Here is a 19,704-nt window from a genome sequence, read left to right on the forward strand (position 1 = left end):
TTGATGTCGCGGACACTTCCCGCCGGACTCGCCGTCACGGTGCGGGTGCCCGCGTCGAGCGCCAACCTCGGTCCCGGATTCGACTCGCTCGGTATGGCTTTGGGCATCTACGACGAGATCGTGGTGCGCACCACCGATTCCGGGCTGACGATCCGGGTCGAGGGCGAGGGCGCCGACGACGTGCCGTGGGGCCCTTCGCATCTCGTTGTGCGTGCCATCGAGCGCGGCCTGGAGTCGGCGGGTGTGTGGGCCGACGGCCTCGATGTGGTGTGCCGCAACGTGATTCCGCATTCCCGCGGGCTCGGCTCCTCGGCCTCCGCGGTGGTCGGCGGCCTCGCCGCAGGCTGCGCGCTTGCCGCGAAGCTGGATCCCGAACTGACCGTCGATGCCGGGCGATTGGTGCAGCTGGCGTCGGAATTCGAGGGTCATCCGGACAACGCGGCGGCCAGCGTGCTCGGCGGGATCGTGGTGTCTTGGACCGAGACCGCCGCCGACGCCACCGACGCGGCCGCGGCGATCCCCGAGCACGGCCGGGTATACCGCGCCGTCCGGCTCGACCCGCACCCTTCGCTGCGCCCGGTGGTGCTGATTCCCGAGGTTCGCTCGTCCACCGCGCACACCCGCGGGCTGCTGCCCGAGACGGTGCCGCACGGCGACGCCGCCTTCAACGTCAGCAGGGCCGCGCTGGCCGTGGTGGCGCTGACCCAGCGCCCCGACCTGCTCATGCCCGCTACGGCCGACCGTCTGCATCAGGGCCAGCGTGCCCCCGCGCTACCGCTCACCACCCAGTGGATCGAGCGCCTGCGCGCGGCAGGAATCCCGGCGACGGTGTCGGGGGCGGGACCGACCGTGTTGGCCCTCGGTACCAGCGAATTTCCAGCAGAACTCCGCGAACTCGCGGCCGCCGACGGCCTCCGTGTGGTCGAGCCAGGACTCGCCGAGGGCGTGCAGGTCGACTGACGGCGAGTCTGTCTTGCCGAGTTTCACAGTTGCCAGCTATCCTGAGCAGGTCCGTACATCGTGCGCATCAGACGCCGGTGCTTCATCAGGGCAATCGCTCCAGCAGGCTCCAGGCTCGAGCCTCCAGGCCATGGGGGTACTGCGTAGCTGCGCAACTGGAATGATCTCTCCCACCTTTCACAACCGGTGGCGAAGCCTCCGGCCCGGCGGGGCAGGCGATACGGCAATACCGAGTCCGGCAGAGTGCCCGGACTGCGGGACGAACCCTCGAAACAGCACACGGCGGTCGAGGGAAGGAAAGGATTTCCGTGACAGATACGGACCTGCTCGCGACACCCGGGGTGGAATCCAACCCAAGTTCCTCGGGGGCCCGCGAAAGTGAATCCGGACAGATTTCGAAGATGAGCGAACAAACCGACGTCGCACGATCGGGGCTTACTGGAATGTTGTTGCCGCAGTTGCGCGCGCTGGCGGGGGAGCTCGGTATCCGAGGCACCTCCGGAATGCGCAAGGGTGATTTGATCGCCGCCATCAAGGAGAACCAGGCCGGTAAGAACGCCAAGTCGGAGAAGCCCGCGCGCGCCGGGAAGGCCGAGCAGGCGGCCCTCGACGTGACGCCCGCGCCGGCCAAGGAGAAGGCTCAGGCGAAGGAGACCGCCAAGGAGACGAAGGCGAAGGAAGCCGCGCCCGCCGAGAAGGCCGCCGCGCCCGCGCCCGAGGCTCCCGCCGATCCCGCTCCGTCGAAGTCCGAGAAGGCCGAGTCCGCGCCGACCGAATCCGTCGCCGAGACCAGCGAAGAGTCCGGCCGCGACGGTGGCCAGCGCGGTCGTGGCAGGCAGCGTCGCGGCCGTGACCAGGCGCGTTCCGGCGGGGAGACCGCCGAGGCGCGTGGTGACGAGCAGAAGACGGACGCCGAGCAGGGCGAACGGCGCCGCGACCGTCAGGGCGAGCGTGGCCAGGGCGAGCGCAGCCAGAACGGTGAGCAGCGCGGTCAGGGCGCGGGCGGCCGTGGCGAGAGTGGTCGCGGTGAGGGCGGCCGCGGCGAAGGCGGCCGCGGTGGCGACGACGAGGAAGGCGGCCGCGGTCGCCGGGGTCGCCGGTTCCGCGAGCGCCGCCGCGGGCGCGATCGCGAGGGCGGCGGTGGCGGTGAGACCCGCGAGCTCGAGATCCGCGAGGACGACGTGCTGCAGCCGGTCGCCGGCATCCTCGACGTGCTGGACAACTACGCGTTCGTGCGCACCTCGGGTTACCTGGCCGGACCGAACGACGTCTACGTCTCGATGAACCTGGTTCGCAAGAACGGCCTACGACGCGGCGACGCGATCACCGGCGCCGTGCGTGCTCCGCGCGACGGCGAGCAGGCCAACCAGCGGCAGAAGTTCGACCCGCTGGTGCGGCTGGACACCGTCAACGGCGGCGACGTCGAGGCGGCCAAGCGGCGTCCCGAGTTCGGCAAGCTCACCCCGCTGTACCCGAACCAGCGCCTGCGGCTGGAGACCCAGCAGAACAAGCTGACCACCCGCGTGATCGATATGATCATGCCGATCGGCAAGGGCCAGCGCGCGCTGATCGTGTCCCCGCCGAAGGCCGGTAAGACCACGATCCTGCAGGACATCGCGAACGCGATCGCGACCAACAACCCCGAGTGCTACCTGATGGTGGTGCTGGTCGACGAGCGTCCCGAAGAGGTCACCGATATGCAGCGTTCGGTGAAGGGCGAGGTCATCGCCTCGACCTTCGACCGTCCGCCGAGCGATCACACCTCGGTCGCCGAGCTGGCCATCGAGCGCGCCAAGCGGCTCGTCGAGGCGGGCAAAGACGTTGTGGTGCTGCTGGACTCGATCACTCGACTGGGCCGTGCGTACAACAACTCCTCGCCTGCCTCGGGCCGTATCCTTTCCGGTGGTGTCGACTCGACCGCGCTGTACCCGCCCAAGCGGTTCCTCGGCGCGGCGCGCAACATCGAGAACGGCGGCTCGCTGACGATCATCGCCACCGCCATGGTGGAGACCGGTTCGACCGGTGACACGGTGATCTTCGAGGAGTTCAAGGGCACCGGTAACGCGGAGCTCAAGCTGGACCGCAAGATCGCGGAACGGCGCGTGTTCCCCGCGGTGGACGTCAATCCGTCCGGTACCCGCAAGGACGAGCTACTGCTGAGCCCAGACGAGGCGGCGGTGCTGCACAAGCTGCGCCGCGTGCTGTCGGGCCTGGACTCGCACCAGGCGATCGATCTTCTGATCGACCGACTGAAGAAGTCCAAGAACAACCTCGAGTTCCTGATGCAGGTCAGCAAGACCGCGCCGGGCGCGCTGGACGAGTAGCGGCACGACTCGCCGTGCCACCGAAGGGGCTTCGCTGTCGCGGAGCCCCTTCGGCGCGTACGGACGGAAGAAGATCAGGCCGATGGCGGCCGCGCCGACGATCATGCAGGCGAGGAACAGCGCCGTCGCCGGCGCGGAAGCGCCTGCCGATTCGGGGGAGCGCTCGGAGTAGGCGACCCTGTCGGCGGGTGCGTAGACGGCGGCCTGCGAGGGCTCGGGAGTCGCAAACCAGCCCACCGCGACAGTGAGAATCAACAGGACGAAGACCGCGAGAGCGACTCGGCTGTTCACAGCGTTCTCCTTTCTGTCTCGGCACGCCGGCGTGCAGCAGGAACTCGATGCCTACGAACTCTATGAACAGTGCTGTTCGCCTTCCCGAGTAGTTGACTACTCGACTCGAGAGTTCCGTAAGGGCGGAAAATCCGCGTGCCCAGTGTTGTTGGCGCGCTGGCGCGCGCGGGTTCGCGGCCCCCTGGTGTCTCGCGTCCGAGCGGTCGCGTCTCGCGCCTGCGGCGCATGCGTCGCGACCACTCGGACGCGAGACGGGCCGCGAACGGGCTCGTCAGGCTCGCCCTCGGGGTGGGCGCGGAGGTGGGCATGTTGCGGTTTGCCGGTGTTGTGCACATGCGGTTGGCTCGTGGTTCGTGAACGTTTTTTCGGCTCGCGGTTTGTGAGCGCGGGCGTTCTGGCTGTGGCCATGAACGTGGTGTGTTCCGCGTCCTCGTGAGCGCGTGGCGCTGGTTCCTGAGCGCTGGCGCTTGGCTCGTGGTCGTGAGCGCATGGCGTTCAGTTCATATTTCAACGGGTTGTCTTAGATACACGAATCAGGGAACAAAATGGTTGCCCGGTGTGTTTTGGGTGCGTATAGCGGTTCTGGCATACTGGACCGCTGTGTGTCTGCGCCCGCAGACAACCCCGCCGACTTCTGCGAAGCAGAGTTCGGAACCAGCGGTTCCGGTTCACGCCCCAGTGGCGACCCGGCGACCACTATCGAGAGGACACCAGCCATGAGGGCAGGAATTCACCCGACGTATGTCGACACCACGGTGGTCTGTGGTTGCGGCAACACCTTCCAGACCCGCAGCACCAAGGAGTCGGGACACATCACCGTCGAGGTCTGCTCGCAGTGCCACCCGTTCTACACCGGCAAGCAGAAGATCCTGGACACCGGTGGTCGCGTGGCCCGCTTCGAGGCGCGCTACGGCAAGCGCGCGGGCAAGAAGGCCGACGCCAAGTAGCTTCCTCGCCGACGCCCGGTTCTGCATCGCAGGCCGGGCGTCGGCGCATTTGTCGGCCCGGTGTGCCCAGCGCCGGATGACCTGAAATGCCGACCCGGCGCCGCCCGGGTACCGAGAGAAGGAAGCATCATGACGCAGCCGTCCGCGATCGACGACATTCTGGCCGAGCACGCGGGACTCGAAACGCAGCTGGCCGATCCGGCGCTGCACAACGATCCGGGCGCCGCGCGCCGCGTGGGCAAGCGGTTCGCCGAGCTGGCCCCGATCATGGCCACTTACCACAAGCTGAAGACCGCGCAGGACGATTTGGCCGCCGCTCAGGAACTGGCCGACGACGATCCTGCCTTCGCTGCGGAGATCCCCGATCTGCGGAGTCAGGTGGAGGAGCTCGAGCAGGCGCTGGCCGACCTGCTCGCCCCGCGCGACCCGCACGACGGCGACGACGTGGTGCTCGAGGTGAAGTCCGGCGAGGGCGGCGAGGAATCCGCGCTGTTCGCCGCGGACCTCGCCCGCATGTACATCCGCTACGCCGAGCGGCACGGCTGGAAGGTCGAGGTACTCGGTGCCACCGTCTCCGACCTCGGCGGATACAAGGACGCCACGCTCTCCATCAAGAGCCGCGACGCGGTGCGCGACGGCGTGTGGTCCCGGTTCAAGTTCGAGGGTGGCGTACACCGGGTGCAGCGCGTACCGGTGACCGAATCGCAGGGACGCATCCACACCTCGGCCGCGGGCGTGCTCATCTACCCGGAGCCCGACGAGGTCGAGGAGGTGCAGATCGATGAGTCCGATCTGCGCGTCGACGTCTACCGCTCGTCCGGCAAGGGCGGCCAGGGCGTGAACACCACCGACTCGGCCGTTCGCATCACGCACCTGCCCTCCGGCATCGTCGTGACCTGCCAGAACGAACGCTCCCAGCTGCAGAACAAGGCCCGTGCCATGCAGGTGCTCGCGGCCCGCCTCCAGGCGCTGGCCGAGGAGCAGGCCGATCAGGAGGCCGCCGCCGGTCGCGCCAGCCAGATCCGCACCGTGGACCGTTCCGAACGCATCCGCACCTACAACTTCCCGGAGAACCGGATCACCGATCACCGCATCGGCTTCAAATCGCACAACCTCGACGCGGTTCTGGACGGCGACCTCGACGCCCTCCTCGACGCGCTCGGCAAGGCGGACCGCGAGGCCCGCATGGCGGCCGAATAAGCGGCCCACACGTTTCGCGCGCCACCGGCTCCGCGTGGCGTATGGGCGGTGTGTGCGGTACCGATCCCGGGAAGTGAACAATGGGCGCATCGGAAATCGGCGAGAGTGGGGTGGTGGGTCGAGTGTCTCTGCGTTCAGTGATCAATGAAGCCGTCGAACAACTGCAGGCCGCGGGTGTGCCGAGTCCGCGCGCGGATGCCGAACAGCTCGCCGCGCATCTGCTCGGAGTCGAGCGGACTCGATTGGCCTTGGTGCCGCTGGTGGATCCGGCGCTCGTCGCGGACTACCGCGCGGTGGTGGACCGGCGCGCCCAGCGCATTCCGTTGCAGCATCTGACCGGCGTCGCGGCGATGGGAGAGATCGATCTCGCCGTCGGCCCCGGCGTCTTCGTGCCGCGGCCGGAGACCGAGCTGCTCTTCGCTTGGGCGCTGGCCAATTTGGAGGCGCTGCCGCACGATCACCAGCCGATCGTCATCGATTTCTGCACGGGTTCGGGAGCGCTCGCGCTCGCGGTCGCGCACGCGCGACCCGACGCCCAGGTGCACGCCATCGAGATCGATCCGGCCGCTCTGCAATGGGCTCGCCGCAATGCCGACGAACGCATCGCAGACGGCGACACCCCGATCACCCTGTACGCCGGCGACGTCACCGATCCCGACCTGCTCACCGAGCTGAACGGCCGCGTCGACCTGCTCCTGTCCAACCCGCCCTACATCCCCGAAGGCGCGGTGCTCGATCCCGAGGTCGCCGACCACGATCCGCACCTGGCGCTGTTCGGTGGCGCCGACGGGTTGGACGTCATCCGGCGGATGGTGCCCAACATCACTCGCCTGCTGCGTCCGGGCGGCGCGACCGCCATCGAGCACGACGACACCAACGGCTCCGCCCTCGCCGCACTCCTCGCCGACACCGGCAATTTCGTCGACGTCGTCGAACACCCCGACCTAGCAGGCAAACCCCGCTTCGTAGTCGCCACCCGCACCTGAGGCCTCACCTGCCCCATGTGCCAGGATGGGGGCCGTGAGTACCGTCTACGACTGCGCGGATCCCGACTCGCGCGCCGCCGGACTGTCCGCAGCGACCAGCGCTTTGAAATCCGGGCGGCTGGTGGTGATGCCCACCGACACGTTGTACGGCTTGGCGGCCGACGCTTTCGATTCCACCGCGGTGAGCGAGCTGCTGGCGGCCAAGCGCCGCGGCAGGGACATGCCGGTGCCGGTGCTGGTCGGGTCGTGGCACACCATCGACGGACTGGTCTTCTCGGTGCGCCCGCAGGCGCGCGAGCTGATCCGTGCGTTCTGGCCGGGTGGTCTGAGTCTCGTTGTGCAGCAAGCGCCTTCGCTGGCCTGGGATCTCGGTGATACGCGCGGCACGGTGATGCTGCGGATGCCGCTGCACCCGGTCGCGCTTGATCTGCTGCGCGAGGTGGGCCCGCTGGCCGTGTCCAGCGCCAACGTCTCCGGTCAGCCGCCCGCGAAGACCGCCGCCGAAGCGCGCGAGCAGCTCGGCAGCCTGGTCGGCGTGTACCTCGACGGCGGTCCCGCCGCGCACGCGGTCGCCTCCACCATTGTGGATCTCACCGCGGATCAGCCGCGCGTGCTGCGCGAGGGCGCGGTCCCGGTGGCCGAGATCGCCGAGGTGCTCGGCATGTCGCCGGACGAGCTGACCAACCCCCCCGCGCGGTGAGCGGGAGAAAGGTCGCATGATTCGGGCGATTGCTCCGATTTCCGGCTCTGGCTCGGTCGTTCCGCTGCGCGAGCTGCTGCTCGTCCTGTTGATCTCGGCCACGGTGACCTTCCTCGCCACCGGCGGTATCAGGCTGCTCGCGATCGCGTTCGGCGCGGTGGCGGTGCCGCGCGAACGGGACGTGCACGTCAAGCCGATCCCGCGGATGGGCGGCGTCGGCATGTACATCGGCGTGGTGGCCGCGGTGCTCTTCGCGCACCAGCTGCCCGCGCTGCGCCGCGGCTTCGATTACGCGGTCGACATTCCCGCGGTGCTGGTGGCGGCCACCATCATCGTGATCGTCGGCATCGTCGACGACCGGTGGGGATTGGACGCGCTCACCAAATTCGCGGGTCAGGTGACGGCGGCGGGCGTCATGGCCGTGATGGGGCTGAGCTGGTACGTCATCTACAACCCGTTCAACAATTCCACCGTGGTGCTGGACGCCTTGCAGGGTGGCTTGGTGACCGTGGCGGTAGCCGTGACGCTGATCAACGCCATGAACTTCGTCGACGGCCTGGACGGTCTCGCGGCAGGGCTCGGCTTCATCTGCGCTGCGGCGGTTTTCGTGTTCTCCGTGGGGTTGCTCTACGAGCAGGGCGGCGACGTGAACACCTATCCGCCCGCCCTCCTCGCCGCCGCGCTCGCGGGGGCGTGCGCGGGATTTCTGCCGCACAATTTCCAACCGGCGCGGATATTCATGGGCGACTCCGGCTCGATGCTGATCGGTCTGATGCTGGCCTCGGTTTCCACCGGTGCGTCGGGTCGAATTCCGCTGCAAGGCTACGGTCCGCGCGACATCGTCGGTCTGCTTTCGCCGCTGCTGTTGGTCGGTGCCGTGATGTTCATTCCGGTGTTGGATCTGCTGCTGGCGATCGTGCGCAGGGTGCGCGCCGGTGTGAGTTTCTCCACGCCGGACAAAATGCACTTGCATCACCGTTTGCTGCAGATCGGCCATTCCCACCGGCGCGTGGTGCTGTTGATCTATTTGTGGGTCGGTGTGCTTGCATTCGGCGCGGTCGGCACCTCGTTGATGGACCGCCGAATCGTGGTCCTGCTGATGGCCGCCGGCCTCGTCTTCGCCCTCGTGGTGACCGCCATTCCGGGGCTGCGGCGCGGGGAGCCGGCGGCCGACCATCAGGCCGCTGAGTAAAGTCGCACCCGTGAGCTTTACTCCGAACCCGGTCCCCGGTCCCGATGCGCCGCTGAAGTCGGCGCTGCGCTACGGCCTGATCGGACTGGCGGTACTGGTGGTGCTGAGCGCCGCGATCGCGACCGCCGTCGCCGGGCTGCCCGGGTTGTGGGGCGCGCTGCTCGGCGCGGCCATCGGCGGTGTGTTCATCCTCACCACCGCGGCCGTCGTGCTGTTCGGCGCGAAGCTGCCGCCGAGCACGGCGGGCCTGGTCATGCTGGCCAGCTGGGCCGGCAAGGTGCTGCTGGTGCTCATCGCCGTCGCGGTGCTGAACCAGTTCGACTTCTACAACCGGATGGCGCTGTTCCTGACCGTCATCGGTTCCCTGCTCATCGTGCTCGGCGCGGAGACGTACGGCGTTCTGCGACAGAAGGTTCCGTATGTCTCGACCACCGCGGGCGACCCGGACCCGGCTCCCGAACAGGATTGACTCACCCCCCTACACAGCGTCGTAGATAACTTGGTAAAGTGTTGGTAAGCAAGTGACCAAGCGAGGGGGGATCCCCATGATCCCTCCGAGTACCGCTATGCTTACTGCCGTGCCGGGCTCCGAGGGTTCCGGTTCTGCATGTCGACGATGTCGCCGACACACGTACAGACGCCGCCCGAGCGGTATTGCCGCGCAGCTGCTGACGAACTTCGAGCCGACCTGAGTCGACCAAATTGATCGTCAATGTCCGATCGAACCGCGGGAATGACCGTACCCGCGGCCCGAACACGGGAGAGAACGCTGAGCGTCACCACTTTGGCGGCGGGTGAGTTCCACGCGCCGTCGCTAACCGACTTCTTCCCTCCAGCTGTGCTGTTCGAGGGAACGCCGTTCGAACTCGATCGCTTGATGCTGGTCCGGCTGCTGATGACCGCGGTGCTGGTCGTTGTCATGCTGCTGGCATTCCGGAGTCCCCGAATCATTCCGCGCGGCCTACAGAATGTCGCCGAAATCGGGCTGGTCTTCGTCAAGGAGCAGATCTCCGAAGAGGTCCTCGGCAAGGAAACCGGACGAAAGTTCTTCCCGCTCATCGCGACGATCTTCTTCACGGTCCTCTTTCTGAACTTCTCCGGCATCATTCCGGGCTTGAACATCTCCTCGAACGCGCGAATCGGCATGCCGCTTGTGCTGGCCGCCATCGCCTACATCGCGTTCAACTACGTGGGCATCAAGAAGTACGGGTTCTTCACCTACCTGCGCAGCAGCATCGTGGTGCCGAACGTGCCGCCCGCCCTGCACGTCCTGCTGATTCCGATCGAGTTCGTCTCGACCTTCATCCTGCGTCCGTTCACGCTGACCGTCCGACTCATGGCGAACATGCTGGCCGGCCACATCATGCTGGTGCTGTTCTTCAGCGCGACCTGGTTCTTCCTGTTCGACGCCGCCTCGTGGATGAAGGTGTTCTCGCCGTTCTCGCTGCTCGCGGGACTCGGATTCACGCTGTTCGAGATGCTGGTCATCTTCCTGCAGGCCTACGTGTTCGCGCTGCTGACCGCCGTGTACATCGGCCTCGCCGAGCACGCAGATTCTCACTGACCGCATTACCAATCACTGGAGACCTGCTACACCGCGCCAACCGGCGGGTGAGCAACAGAAAGGGAAAGAAGACTCATGAGCCTCTCGTACCTGGCCCAGGAAGCTGCCACCGAGTCGACGCTGAAGGGCCTCGGCGCCGTCGGCTACGGCCTGGCCGCCATCGGCCCGGGCATCGGCGTCGGCATCGTCGTCGGTAAGGCGATCGAGGGTATCGCCCGTCAGCCCGAGCTGCAGGGCACCATCCGGACCAACATGTTCCTCGGCATCGCGTTCACCGAGGCGCTGGCCCTGATCGGCCTCGTCGCCGGCTTCATCTTCTGATTCCGATGTACGAGTTCGCAGTACTCGCAGCGGAGGGCGGAGAGGATGTGAATCCTCTCGTCCCCGAAACGTACGACATCGTCTGGTCGGTGGTCTGCGTCGCGATCATCGCGGTGCTGTTCTACAAGTACGTCATCCCGCGCCTGACCAAGGTGCTGGACGAGCGTACCGACAAGATCGAAGGCGGTATCGCCAAGGCCGAGGCCGCGCAGGAAGAAGCCCAGCAAACGCTGCAGCAGTACCAGCAGCAGCTGGCCGACGCCCGCCTCGAGGCCGCGCGCATCCGTGAGGACGCGCGCACCCAGGGCCAGCAGATCCTGGCGCAGATGCGCTCGGAGGCCCAAGCCGAAAGCGACCGCATCGTGGCCGCGGGCCACGCCCAGCTGGAAGCCCAGCGCCAGCAGATCCTCACCGAACTGCGCTCCGAGGTCGGCCGCACGGCCGTCGACCTGGCCGAGAAGATCATCGGTCAGTCGGTTTCGGACGAAGCCAAGCAGGCGGCCTCGATCGAGAAGTTCCTCAGTGAGCTCGACGAGACCGACGCCGGCATCGGGGTCGGAAGGTAACGACGCGAAAGTGAGAAGCATGTACGCAGCGAGCCGCGAGGCCAGCTCCCGGTCCCGGGAGGCGCTTCGGGCCGCTCTGACCGGAAGCGACAGTGTTGCCGCCACGACGGGCTCGGAACTGTTCGCCGCTGTCGCCGTGCTGGACGACCAGCGTTCGCTGCGTGTTGCGCTCGCGGACGTGTCGGTGCCCGGTTCGGTGCGCGCCGAGCTGAGCGAGCGGGTCTTCGGCGGCAAGGTCAGCCCCGCCACCCTGGCGGTGCTGACCACCGCGGTGGCCCAGGACTGGTCGCGCACCTCCGACCTGGTCGACACCCTGGTGCTGCTCGGCCAAGAGGCCCTGCTCGAGTCGGCCGCCGACAGCGGCAAGCTCGAGACGGTCGAGGACGAGCTGTTCCGGCTCGGCCGGATCATCGCCGACAACCCCGAGCTGGAGCAGGCGCTGTCCGATCGCGGGAAGCCGGGTTCGGCCAAGCGCGAGTTGATCGCCGGGCTGCTGTCCGGCAAGACCGAGACCATCACCGTGACCCTCGCGGAGCAGGCGGTGGCCCGGCAGCGGATCGGCCTCGGCCCGGCCTTCGACGAGTTGTCCGACCTGGCCGCCGCCCGGCGTGACCAGATCGTCGCGCACGTGCGTGCCGCGATCGCCCTGACGCCGCCGCAGCGGGAGCGGCTCGCCGCCTCCCTGCAGCGCATCTACGGCAAGCCGATCACGGTGCACGTCGAGGTCGATCAGAGCCTGCTGAGCGGGCTGGTCGTGCGCGTCGGTGACGACGTGATCGACGGCAGCGCCACCGGCCGACTGGAGCGGCTGCGCCGCGAACTGGCGTAGCCCGGCTCTGCCGGCCTGGCACCGGCACCCACCGACATTCGAGACCCTTACAGCGAGAGCAGGAAGAACATGGCGGAGCTGACGATCTCCTCCGACGAGATCCGTAGCGCGATCGAGAGCTACACCCAGAGCTACACCCCCCAGACGTCCATCGAAGAAGTCGGTGTCGTCACCGACACCGGCGACGGCATCGCGCACGTCAGCGGCCTGCCCTCGGCTATGGCCAACGAGCTGCTCGAGTTCCCCGGCGGCGTGCTCGGCGTGGCGCTGAACCTCGAGGACCGCGAGATCGGTGCGGTCATCCTCGGCGAGTTCGCCGAGATCGAAGAGGGCCAGCAGGTCCGCCGCACCGGTGACGTGCTCTCGGTGCCGGTCGGCGACAAGTTCCTCGGCCGCGTGGTGAACCCGCTCGGCCAGCCGATCGACGGCCTCGGCGAGATCGAATCCGAAGAGCGCCGCGTGCTGGAGCTGCAGGCCGCGACCGTGCTGGAGCGCCAGCCGGTCGAGGAGCCGATGGCCACCGGCATCACCGCCATCGACTCCCTGACCGCGATCGGCCGCGGCCAGCGTCAGCTGATCATCGGCGACCGCAAGACCGGCAAGACCGCCGTCTGCATCGACGCGATCCTGAACCAGAAGGCCAACTGGGAGTCCGGCGACCCCACCAAGCAGATGCGCTGCATCTACGTCGCCATCGGCCAGAAGGGTTCCACCATCGCGGGCGTGAAGTCCGCGCTGGAGGAGCACGGCGCGATGGAGTACACCACCATCGTCGCGGCCCCGGCCTCCGACTCCGCCGGCTTCAAGTGGCTGGCCCCCTACACCGGCTCGGCCATCGGCCAGCACTGGATGTACCAGGGCAAGCACGTCCTGATCGTGTTCGACGACCTGACCAAGCAGGCCGAGGCCTACCGCGCCATCTCGCTGCTGCTGCGTCGCCCGCCGGGCCGCGAGGCGTACCCGGGTGACGTCTTCTACCTGCACTCCCGTCTGCTGGAGCGTTGCGCCAAGCTCTCCGACGAGATGGGCGCTGGCTCGATGACCGGTCTGCCGATCATCGAGACCAAGGCCAACGACGTCTCGGCGTTCATCCCGACCAACGTCATCTCCATCACCGACGGCCAGGTCTTCCTCGAGTCCGACCTGTTCAACAAGGGTGTCCGCCCGGCGATCAACGTGGGTACCTCGGTCTCCCGTGTCGGTGGCGCCGCCCAGACCAAGGGCATGAAGAAGGTCGCCGGTTCGCTGCGTCTGGAAATGGCGCAGTACCGCGAGCTGGAGGCGTTCTCCGCCTTCGCCTCCGACCTCGACGCCGCCTCGCTGGCGCAGCTCGAGCGCGGCGCCCGCTGGGTGGAGTTGCTCAAGCAGGACCAGTACTCCCCGGTCGCGGTCGAGGACCAGATCGTGTCGATCTTCCTGGTCGACGCGGGTTACTACGACTCGGTTCCGGTCGCCGACATCCGCCGCTTCAACGCGGAGCTGATCGAGGATCTGCACCGCAGCGCGGCCGACGCGTTCAAGTCGATCGAGGGCGGCAAGGTCCTCGACGCCGAGAACGGCGACGCCATCAAGGCGGCCACCGACAAGTTCAAGCAGGGCTTCCTCGCCTCCGACGGCAGCCGTGTGGTGAACGAGGCGGAGGCCGGCGAGCTCGACCACGAAGAGGTCGAGTCGCTGTCGGTCACCCGCAAGCACGTCGAGAAGTAATCGGTCGAGCAATGCGCTATTGGAATCTGGCGAATGAAGGGAGGGTGAACCGTGGCAAGCTTGCGTGAATTGCGCTCCCGCATTCGTGGTGTGAATTCGATCAAGAAGATCACCAAGGCCCAAGAGCTGATCGCGACCTCGCGAATCTCCAAGGCCCAGGCCAGGGTCGCGGCCGCCAAGCCGTACGCGGAGGAGATCACCAAGGTCCTCGCCGAGCTCGCGAGCGCGTCGAAGAACCTCGCGCACCCGTTGCTGACCGAGCGCGCCAACCCGCGCCGCGCCGCCGTGCTGGTGATCACCAGTGACAGCGGCATGTGCGGTGGCTACAACTCCAACGTGCTCAAGCGCGCCGAAGAGCTGATGACCACCCTGCGCGGCGAGGGCAAGGAGCCGGTGCTGTACGTGATGGGCAACAAGGGCCTCACGTACTACACCTTCCGCAACCGCCCGCTGGTCTCGTCGTGGACCGGCTTCTCGCAGCAGCCGAAGTACACCGACGCCTCGTCGGCCTGCGGCCACCTGGTCGAGGCCTTCATGGCGGGCTCCGACCGCCAGGTGCCGCATCCGCACGGGACCGGCGACATCGAGGGCGTCGACGAGCTGCACATCGTGTACACGCGGTTCGTGTCGATGTTGGCGCAGACCCCGGAGGTGCGCCGCCTGGCGCCGATCCAGGTCAGCTTCGTCGACGAGAACTTCGACATGGGCGCGGACTCGTTCTCCGATTCGCCCACGGCCGAACCGCAGGCGCAGTACGAATTCGAGCCCGACGCCGATGTACTGCTGGCGGCGCTGCTGCCGAAGTACGTGAACACGCGTATCTACGCGTCGTTGCTCGAGGCAGCGGCATCCGAGTCCGCGGCTCGGCGCACCGCAATGAAGGCGGCCACCGACAACGCCAACGAACTCGCGAGTGTTCTTCAGCGCGAGGCGAACTCGGTGCGTCAGGCCCAGATCACGCAGGAAATCAGCGAAATCGTCGGCGGCGTGAACGCGCTGGCGTCGAGCTCGGACCGCGACTAGAAGCGCAGGAAGAGAACCAATCCAAATGACCGCAGCTGTCACTCAAGACAACACGAGCCGGACCGGCGCCGCCGCAGGCCGCGTCGTCCGGGTCATCGGCCCCGTCGTGGACGTCGAGTTCCCGCGTGGCGCGATCCCCGAGCTTTTCAACGCTCTGAACGCCGAGATCAAGCTCGCGTCGGTGGCCAAGACCCTGACCCTCGAGGTCGCCCAGCACCTCGGCGACAACATCGTGCGCACCATCTCGATGCAGCCGACCGACGGCCTGGTCCGCGGCGCGACCGTCACCGACACCGGCAAGCCGATCTCGGTGCCCGTCGGTGACGTCGTCAAGGGCCACGTCTTCAACGCCCTCGGCGACTGCCTCGACGCGCCGGGCACCGGCCGCGACGGCGAGCAGTGGGGCATCCACCGCAAGCCGCCGAGCTTCGACCAGCTCGAGGGCAAGACCGAGATCCTCGAGACCGGCATCAAGGTCATCGACCTGCTGACCCCGTACGTGAAGGGCGGCAAGATCGGTCTGTTCGGTGGCGCCGGCGTCGGCAAGACCGTTCTGATCCAGGAGATGATCACCCGTATCGCGCGTGAGTTCTCCGGCACCTCCGTGTTCGCGGGCGTCGGTGAGCGCACCCGTGAGGGCACCGACCTCCGCCTGGAGATGGAAGAGATGGGCGTCCTCCAGGACACCGCCCTCGTCTTCGGTCAGATGGACGAGCCGCCGGGCACCCGTATGCGCGTCGCCCTCTCGGCCCTCACCATGGCCGAGTACTTCCGCGACGTGCAGCACCAGGACGTGCTGCTGTTCATCGACAACATCTTCCGGTTCACCCAGGCCGGTTCCGAGGTGTCGACCCTGCTCGGCCGTATGCCCTCCGCCGTCGGTTACCAGCCCACGCTGGCCGACGAGATGGGTGAGCTGCAGGAGCGCATCACCTCGACCCGTGGTCGGTCCATCACCTCGCTGCAGGCCATCTACGTGCCCGCCGACGACTACACCGACCCGGCCCCGGCGACCACCTTCGCCCACCTCGACGCGACGACCGAGCTCTCCCGCCCGATCTCGCAGAAGGGCATCTACCCGGCCGTCGACCCGCTGACCTCGACCTCCCGCATCCTGGAGGCCTCGATCGTCGGCGACCGGCACTTCGCCGTGGCCAACGAGGTGAAGCGGATCCTGCAGAAGTACAAGGAACTGCAGGACATCATCGCCATCCTCGGTATGGACGAGCTCTCCGAAGAGGACAAGGTTCTCGTCGGCCGCGCCCGTCGCCTGGAGAAGTTCCTCGGCCAGAACTTCATCGTGGCCGAGAAGTTCACCGGCCAGGTGGGCTCGGTGGTTCCGCTGGAGCAGACCATCGACGACTTCGACCGGGTTTGCAAGGGCGAGTTCGACCACTTCCCGGAGCAGGCGTTCAACTCCTGCGGTGGTCTCGACGACGTCGAGGCGGCCGCGAAGAAGATCGCCGGAAAGTAGTCACCGATGGCTGCTGAAATGTCAGTCGATCTCGTCGCCGTCGAGCGACTGCTCTGGTCCGGCCAGGCATCGTTCGTCAGCGCGCAGACCACCGAGGGCCAGATCGGCATCATGCCGGGCCACGAGCCGCTCCTCGGCCAGCTGGTCGAGGGCGGCACGGTGAACATCGTGTCCGCCGATGGCGAGCGGATCGTGGCCGCGGTGCACGGCGGCTTCTTCTCGGTCACCGCCACCACGGTGCGGGTCCTGGCCGAGTCCGCCGAGTTCGCCGGTGAGGTGGACGTCGAGGAGGCACGCAAGGTGCTGGCCGACACGTCCGCCACCGAGGAACAGCAGCGCGCGGCGCAGGCCCGTGTGCGTGCGGTGGAGCAGGTCGCGAACGCCTGAAGACCCTGACGGGTCGTGAACATCCCATTGTCGGCGGTGAAGGTATCTTCGCCGCCGACAATGGCATTCAGCCCCAGTTGCTCACCCGTTTGTAGACTCGTGTTTGAATGTCGCAACGGATGGGTATCCGCCGCGGTTCGTGTCGCGGATGCCGAGCGAAAGGACGGACAGCATTGCAAACCGGGATGGTTGTCTTGATCATTCTGGTGCTGCTGCTGGTCGCATTGGCGTTGATCTCCGTCTACCGACTGATCATGCTGCGCCGCGGCGGGACCGCCGCGATTCTGCGTGTGCTGCCCGCGAACGGCGGCCAGGGCTGGCGGCACGGTCTCATTCGCTACGACGAGGACCGTCTCGTCTTCTTCAAACTCACCAGTCTCAAGCTGGGTCCGGACGCCACCATTCGGCGCCGCGGCATCGAGGTCGGTGACCGTCGCGGTCCGCGCGGCGACGAATACGACATCATGACCGACGAAATCATCGTCACCGCGGTGGCCGATGCCGAGGGCAATTACGAACTCGCGCTGGACCGCGGCGCCCGCGCGGCCTTCCTGTCCTGGGTGGAATCCCGCCCGTCGGACCGCACCCGCCGCATGCCCGGTCTGTAGCCAGCGGAGGAGTCATCGCATGAGCGAGCGTCAGCGAGTGAATCATCGACACAGCGTGCCGACGCGCGCGACGTGGCCGAGCGCTAGCGAGGACGCGTCGTGAGTGTGCACCTGACCCGGATCTATACCAGGACCGGTGACGACGGAACCACCGGACTCAGCGATTTCTCCCGGGTCGCCAAGACCGATCCCCGTCTGGTCGCCTACGCGGACTGCGACGAAGCCAATGCGGCCATCGGGGTCGCCATCGCACTCGGCGCGCCGGACGAGCACCTGCTGACCGTGCTGCGTCAGCTCCAGAACGATCTCTTCGACGCGGGCGCGGACCTCTCCACCCCCGTGGTGGCCGAACCCAAGTATCCGCCGCTGCGGATCACCCAGGACTACATCGACCGCCTGGAAGGCTGGTGTGATGAGTTCAATGCCGAACTGGCGCCGCTGAATTCGTTCATTCTGCCGGGCGGCACCCCGCTTGCCGCGCTGCTGCACACCGCCCGCACCGTGGCTCGCCGCGCCGAACGCTCCGCGTGGGCGGCGGTGGCAGCGCATCCCGATGACACCAGCGTCCTCCCGGCGAAGTACCTCAATCGGCTTTCGGATCTGCTCTTCATCCTGAGCCGGTACACCAATCCCGAGGGCGACATTCTGTGGCGACCCGGTGGCGGCAAGAAATGACCGCGAAGTCAGCCCGTCGGACCGTGTCGGAGCACACCGGGATCGCGTACACGCGCGTGCGCATCGCCGACGGTGGATAAGCTACCCAGTGTGAGCGAACGGTTTCTGGTCACCGGGGGCAATCGGCTCGTCGGCGAGGTCGCGGTAGGAGGCGCTAAGAACAGCGTCCTCAAGCTGATGGCCGCTGCCCTGCTTGCCGAGGGCACATCGACGATCACGAACTGCCCCGACATTCTCGATGTGCCGCTGATGGCCGAGGTGCTGCGCGGGCTGGGATGCGAGGTCGTCATCTCTGACGACGCGCCCGGCGACCGTTCCGTGGTCACCATCACCACGCCCGCGGAACCGAAGTACCACGCGGACTTCCCCGCCGTGACGCAGTTTCGTGCCTCGGTGTGTGTGCTCGGTCCGCTGATGGCCAGATGCAAGCGCGCGGTGGTCGCGCTGCCTGGCGGCGACGCGATCGGTTCCCGTCCGCTCGACATGCACCAGGCGGGCCTGCGCCTGCTCGGCGCGACGAGCGAGATCGAGCACGGCTGCGTTGTCGCGCGTGCCGACGAACTGCAGGGCGCGCGGATCCGGCTGGACTTCCCCTCGGTCGGCGCGACAGAGAACATCCTCATGGCCGCGGTGCTCGCCGAGGGCGAGACGGTCATCGACAACGCGGCGCGCGAGCCCGACATCGTCGACCTGTGCAACATGCTGGTGCAGATGGGCGCCCGGATCAGCGGCGCTGGTACCTCGGTGCTCACCATCCAGGGCGTGAAGCGGCTGCGTCCGACCGATCACCGGGTGATCGGCGACCGCATCGTCGCCGCGACGTGGGGGATCGCCGCGTCGATGACGATGGGCGACGTGCGCGTCACCGGCGTGAACCCGAAGCACCTTTCGCTCGTGCTCGACAAGCTGCGGTCCGCGGGCGCGCGAATCTCCTTCGACCTGGACGGCTTCCGTGTCGTGCAGCCGGAGCGTCCGCGCGCGGTGAACTTCTCGACCCTGCCGTTCCCGGGTTTCCCGACCGATCTGCAGCCGATGGCGATCGGCCTGGCCGCCATCGCCGACGGCACGTCGATGATCACCGAGAACATCTTCGAGGCGCGATTCCGTTTCGTGGAGGAGATGATCCGGCTGGGCGCCGACGCCCGCACCGACGGTCATCACGCGGTGGTTCGCGGTATTCCGCGGCTGTCCAGCGCGCCGGTGTGGTCCTCGGATATTCGGGCCGGCGCGGGTCTGGTGCTCGCGGGGCTGGTCGCCGACGGCACCACCGAAGTGCACGACGTCTTCCATATCGACCGCGGTTACCCCAATTTCGTCGAGCAGCTGCAGGCGCTGGGCGGTTTGGTGGAGCGGGTCGGGGCGCCTGATTGATCTTGTCCGCCGACAGTGTTGATCTCCGGTCGTCGAAAACCCGTACTGACCAGGCGATTTGACATCGTGAACGCAGACACGTAACTTTATTCAAGTCAGAGCGACACGGACACCGACCCGGAGCCGAGACGCCAAGCCGAAAGGCTGGGCGCGGACCGGGAAACGAGGTAGTACGAGGAGCGCCTGACAGTCACACTAGCTCGATTGAGACCCCGATTTGGTTTCGGGTTATCGACCGCGCTAAGCTGTAAAAGTTGCCTCTCGGAAGTGCCGGATGAGTTCGGTGTGGATGGGTGTGCGTGTGTTCTTTGAGAACTCAATAGTGTGTCGATGAATGTCAGTGCCAAATTTTAATGTTTGGTTCCGGCTCTTCACTCCCCGTGTGGAGGGCTGGACATTTAAGTCAGCTAATTTCCGGCTGGCGATTGTTTGCTAGGTTTTCGGACTCTAGTTTAGATCTGATTGCACCTTCGGGTGTGATTGTGAGTCTTCAACGGAGAGTTTGATCCTGGCTCAGGACGAACGCTGGCGGCGTGCTTAACACATGCAAGTCGAGCGGTAAGGCCCTTCGGGGTACAC

General features: G+C 67.0%; 19 protein-coding genes and 1 rRNA gene. All 20 read left to right on the plus strand.

Annotation, left to right across the window (positions count from 1 at the left end; all coding sequences use genetic code 11):
* Positions 1-3: 3 nt before the first annotated feature.
* A complete protein-coding gene (gene thrB / locus AB0H50_RS33075) occupies positions 4-960 on the plus strand; it encodes a homoserine kinase (protein ID WP_357460527.1) in 957 nt (318 codons plus the stop codon).
* Positions 961-1,268: 308 nt separating this feature from the next.
* Entirely contained in the window at positions 1,269-3,284 is a 2,016-nt protein-coding gene (gene rho / locus AB0H50_RS33080; protein WP_357460530.1) for a transcription termination factor Rho, read from the plus strand.
* A gap of 1,007 nt (positions 3,285-4,291) precedes the next feature.
* On the plus strand, positions 4,292-4,522 hold the full coding sequence (rpmE, locus tag AB0H50_RS33085) for a 50S ribosomal protein L31 (RefSeq protein ID WP_357460533.1): 231 nt from the start codon (positions 4,292-4,294) through the stop codon (positions 4,520-4,522).
* A gap of 129 nt (positions 4,523-4,651) precedes the next feature.
* Positions 4,652-5,722 carry a peptide chain release factor 1 gene (gene prfA, locus AB0H50_RS33090; protein ID WP_357460535.1) on the plus strand — a complete coding sequence of 357 codons (1,071 nt, stop codon included), beginning with the start codon at positions 4,652-4,654 and terminating at the stop codon, positions 5,720-5,722.
* 113 nt (positions 5,723-5,835) lie between these two features.
* Positions 5,836-6,708 carry a peptide chain release factor N(5)-glutamine methyltransferase gene (gene prmC / locus AB0H50_RS33095; protein ID WP_357460537.1) on the plus strand — a complete coding sequence of 291 codons (873 nt, stop codon included), beginning with the start codon at positions 5,836-5,838 and terminating at the stop codon, positions 6,706-6,708.
* 34 nt (positions 6,709-6,742) lie between these two features.
* Complete coding sequence (locus tag AB0H50_RS33100) at positions 6,743-7,408, plus strand: L-threonylcarbamoyladenylate synthase (protein ID WP_357460540.1); 666 nt, start codon at positions 6,743-6,745, stop codon at positions 7,406-7,408.
* Between the two features lie 16 nt (positions 7,409-7,424).
* A complete protein-coding gene (locus AB0H50_RS33105) occupies positions 7,425-8,600 on the plus strand; it encodes an MraY family glycosyltransferase (RefSeq protein WP_357460542.1) in 1,176 nt (391 codons plus the stop codon).
* Positions 8,601-8,610: 10 nt separating this feature from the next.
* Positions 8,611-9,069, plus strand: coding sequence for a hypothetical protein (locus AB0H50_RS33110; RefSeq protein ID WP_357407915.1), 459 nt, complete (start codon positions 8,611-8,613; stop codon positions 9,067-9,069).
* Positions 9,070-9,333: 264 nt separating this feature from the next.
* Positions 9,334-10,164 (plus strand): F0F1 ATP synthase subunit A, encoded by an 831-nt coding sequence (gene atpB / locus AB0H50_RS33115; RefSeq protein WP_157120246.1) that lies wholly within the window; start codon positions 9,334-9,336, stop codon positions 10,162-10,164.
* Between the two features lie 75 nt (positions 10,165-10,239).
* Positions 10,240-10,485 (plus strand): ATP synthase F0 subunit C, encoded by a 246-nt coding sequence (locus AB0H50_RS33120; RefSeq protein WP_067844703.1) that lies wholly within the window; start codon positions 10,240-10,242, stop codon positions 10,483-10,485.
* Positions 10,486-10,490: 5 nt separating this feature from the next.
* Entirely contained in the window at positions 10,491-11,051 is a 561-nt protein-coding gene (locus tag AB0H50_RS33125) for a F0F1 ATP synthase subunit B (RefSeq protein WP_357460545.1), read from the plus strand.
* Between the two features lie 19 nt (positions 11,052-11,070).
* Positions 11,071-11,880, plus strand: a complete 810-nt coding sequence (locus AB0H50_RS33130) for a F0F1 ATP synthase subunit delta (RefSeq protein WP_357460548.1) — start codon at positions 11,071-11,073, stop codon at positions 11,878-11,880.
* A 69-nt stretch (positions 11,881-11,949) separates the two neighbouring features.
* Positions 11,950-13,587 (plus strand): F0F1 ATP synthase subunit alpha, encoded by a 1,638-nt coding sequence (gene atpA, locus AB0H50_RS33135; RefSeq protein WP_357460551.1) that lies wholly within the window; start codon positions 11,950-11,952, stop codon positions 13,585-13,587.
* Positions 13,588-13,638: 51 nt separating this feature from the next.
* Positions 13,639-14,610, plus strand: coding sequence for a F0F1 ATP synthase subunit gamma (locus tag AB0H50_RS33140; RefSeq protein WP_357460554.1), 972 nt, complete (start codon positions 13,639-13,641; stop codon positions 14,608-14,610).
* Positions 14,611-14,635: 25 nt separating this feature from the next.
* Positions 14,636-16,084, plus strand: coding sequence for a F0F1 ATP synthase subunit beta (gene atpD, locus AB0H50_RS33145; protein ID WP_357460556.1), 1,449 nt, complete (start codon positions 14,636-14,638; stop codon positions 16,082-16,084).
* Between the two features lie 6 nt (positions 16,085-16,090).
* The gene (locus AB0H50_RS33150) at positions 16,091-16,471 is read left to right on the plus strand and encodes a F0F1 ATP synthase subunit epsilon (protein WP_357460558.1); all 381 of its coding nucleotides are present in this window, start codon (positions 16,091-16,093) and stop codon (positions 16,469-16,471) included.
* Between the two features lie 185 nt (positions 16,472-16,656).
* Entirely contained in the window at positions 16,657-17,079 is a 423-nt protein-coding gene (locus AB0H50_RS33155) for a DUF2550 domain-containing protein (protein WP_357460560.1), read from the plus strand.
* A gap of 99 nt (positions 17,080-17,178) precedes the next feature.
* Positions 17,179-17,754 (plus strand): cob(I)yrinic acid a,c-diamide adenosyltransferase, encoded by a 576-nt coding sequence (locus AB0H50_RS33160; RefSeq protein ID WP_357460563.1) that lies wholly within the window; start codon positions 17,179-17,181, stop codon positions 17,752-17,754.
* A gap of 90 nt (positions 17,755-17,844) precedes the next feature.
* Positions 17,845-19,125, plus strand: coding sequence for a UDP-N-acetylglucosamine 1-carboxyvinyltransferase (murA, locus tag AB0H50_RS33165; protein ID WP_141807119.1), 1,281 nt, complete (start codon positions 17,845-17,847; stop codon positions 19,123-19,125).
* 490 nt (positions 19,126-19,615) lie between these two features.
* Positions 19,616-19,704: ribosomal RNA gene (locus tag AB0H50_RS33170) — 16S ribosomal RNA — on the plus strand; the annotation flags it as partial.

The organism is Nocardia sp. NPDC050793 (genome assembly GCF_040654065.1).
Lineage (GTDB): Bacteria > Actinomycetota > Actinomycetes > Mycobacteriales > Mycobacteriaceae > Nocardia.

Excerpts from the sequence above, each read along its gene's own strand:
- AB0H50_RS33130 (WP_357460548.1), top strand. The coding sequence starts at position 11,071 with ATGTACGCAGCGAGCCGCGAGGCCAGCTCCCGGTCCCGGGAGGCGCTT.
- prfA (WP_357460535.1), top strand. The coding sequence starts at position 4,652 with ATGACGCAGCCGTCCGCGATCGACGACATTCTGGCCGAGCACGCGGGA.
- AB0H50_RS33125 (WP_357460545.1), top strand. The coding sequence starts at position 10,491 with ATGTACGAGTTCGCAGTACTCGCAGCGGAGGGCGGAGAGGATGTGAAT.
- AB0H50_RS33120 (WP_067844703.1), top strand. The coding sequence starts at position 10,240 with ATGAGCCTCTCGTACCTGGCCCAGGAAGCTGCCACCGAGTCGACGCTG.
- atpD (WP_357460556.1), top strand. The coding sequence starts at position 14,636 with ATGACCGCAGCTGTCACTCAAGACAACACGAGCCGGACCGGCGCCGCC.
- AB0H50_RS33155 (WP_357460560.1), top strand. The coding sequence starts at position 16,657 with ATGGTTGTCTTGATCATTCTGGTGCTGCTGCTGGTCGCATTGGCGTTG.
- rpmE (WP_357460533.1), top strand. The coding sequence starts at position 4,292 with ATGAGGGCAGGAATTCACCCGACGTATGTCGACACCACGGTGGTCTGT.
- atpA (WP_357460551.1), top strand. The coding sequence starts at position 11,950 with ATGGCGGAGCTGACGATCTCCTCCGACGAGATCCGTAGCGCGATCGAG.
- atpB (WP_157120246.1), top strand. The coding sequence starts at position 9,334 with ATGACCGTACCCGCGGCCCGAACACGGGAGAGAACGCTGAGCGTCACC.
- AB0H50_RS33105 (WP_357460542.1), top strand. The coding sequence starts at position 7,425 with ATGATTCGGGCGATTGCTCCGATTTCCGGCTCTGGCTCGGTCGTTCCG.
- thrB (WP_357460527.1), top strand. The coding sequence starts at position 4 with ATGTCGCGGACACTTCCCGCCGGACTCGCCGTCACGGTGCGGGTGCCC.
- AB0H50_RS33150 (WP_357460558.1), top strand. The coding sequence starts at position 16,091 with ATGGCTGCTGAAATGTCAGTCGATCTCGTCGCCGTCGAGCGACTGCTC.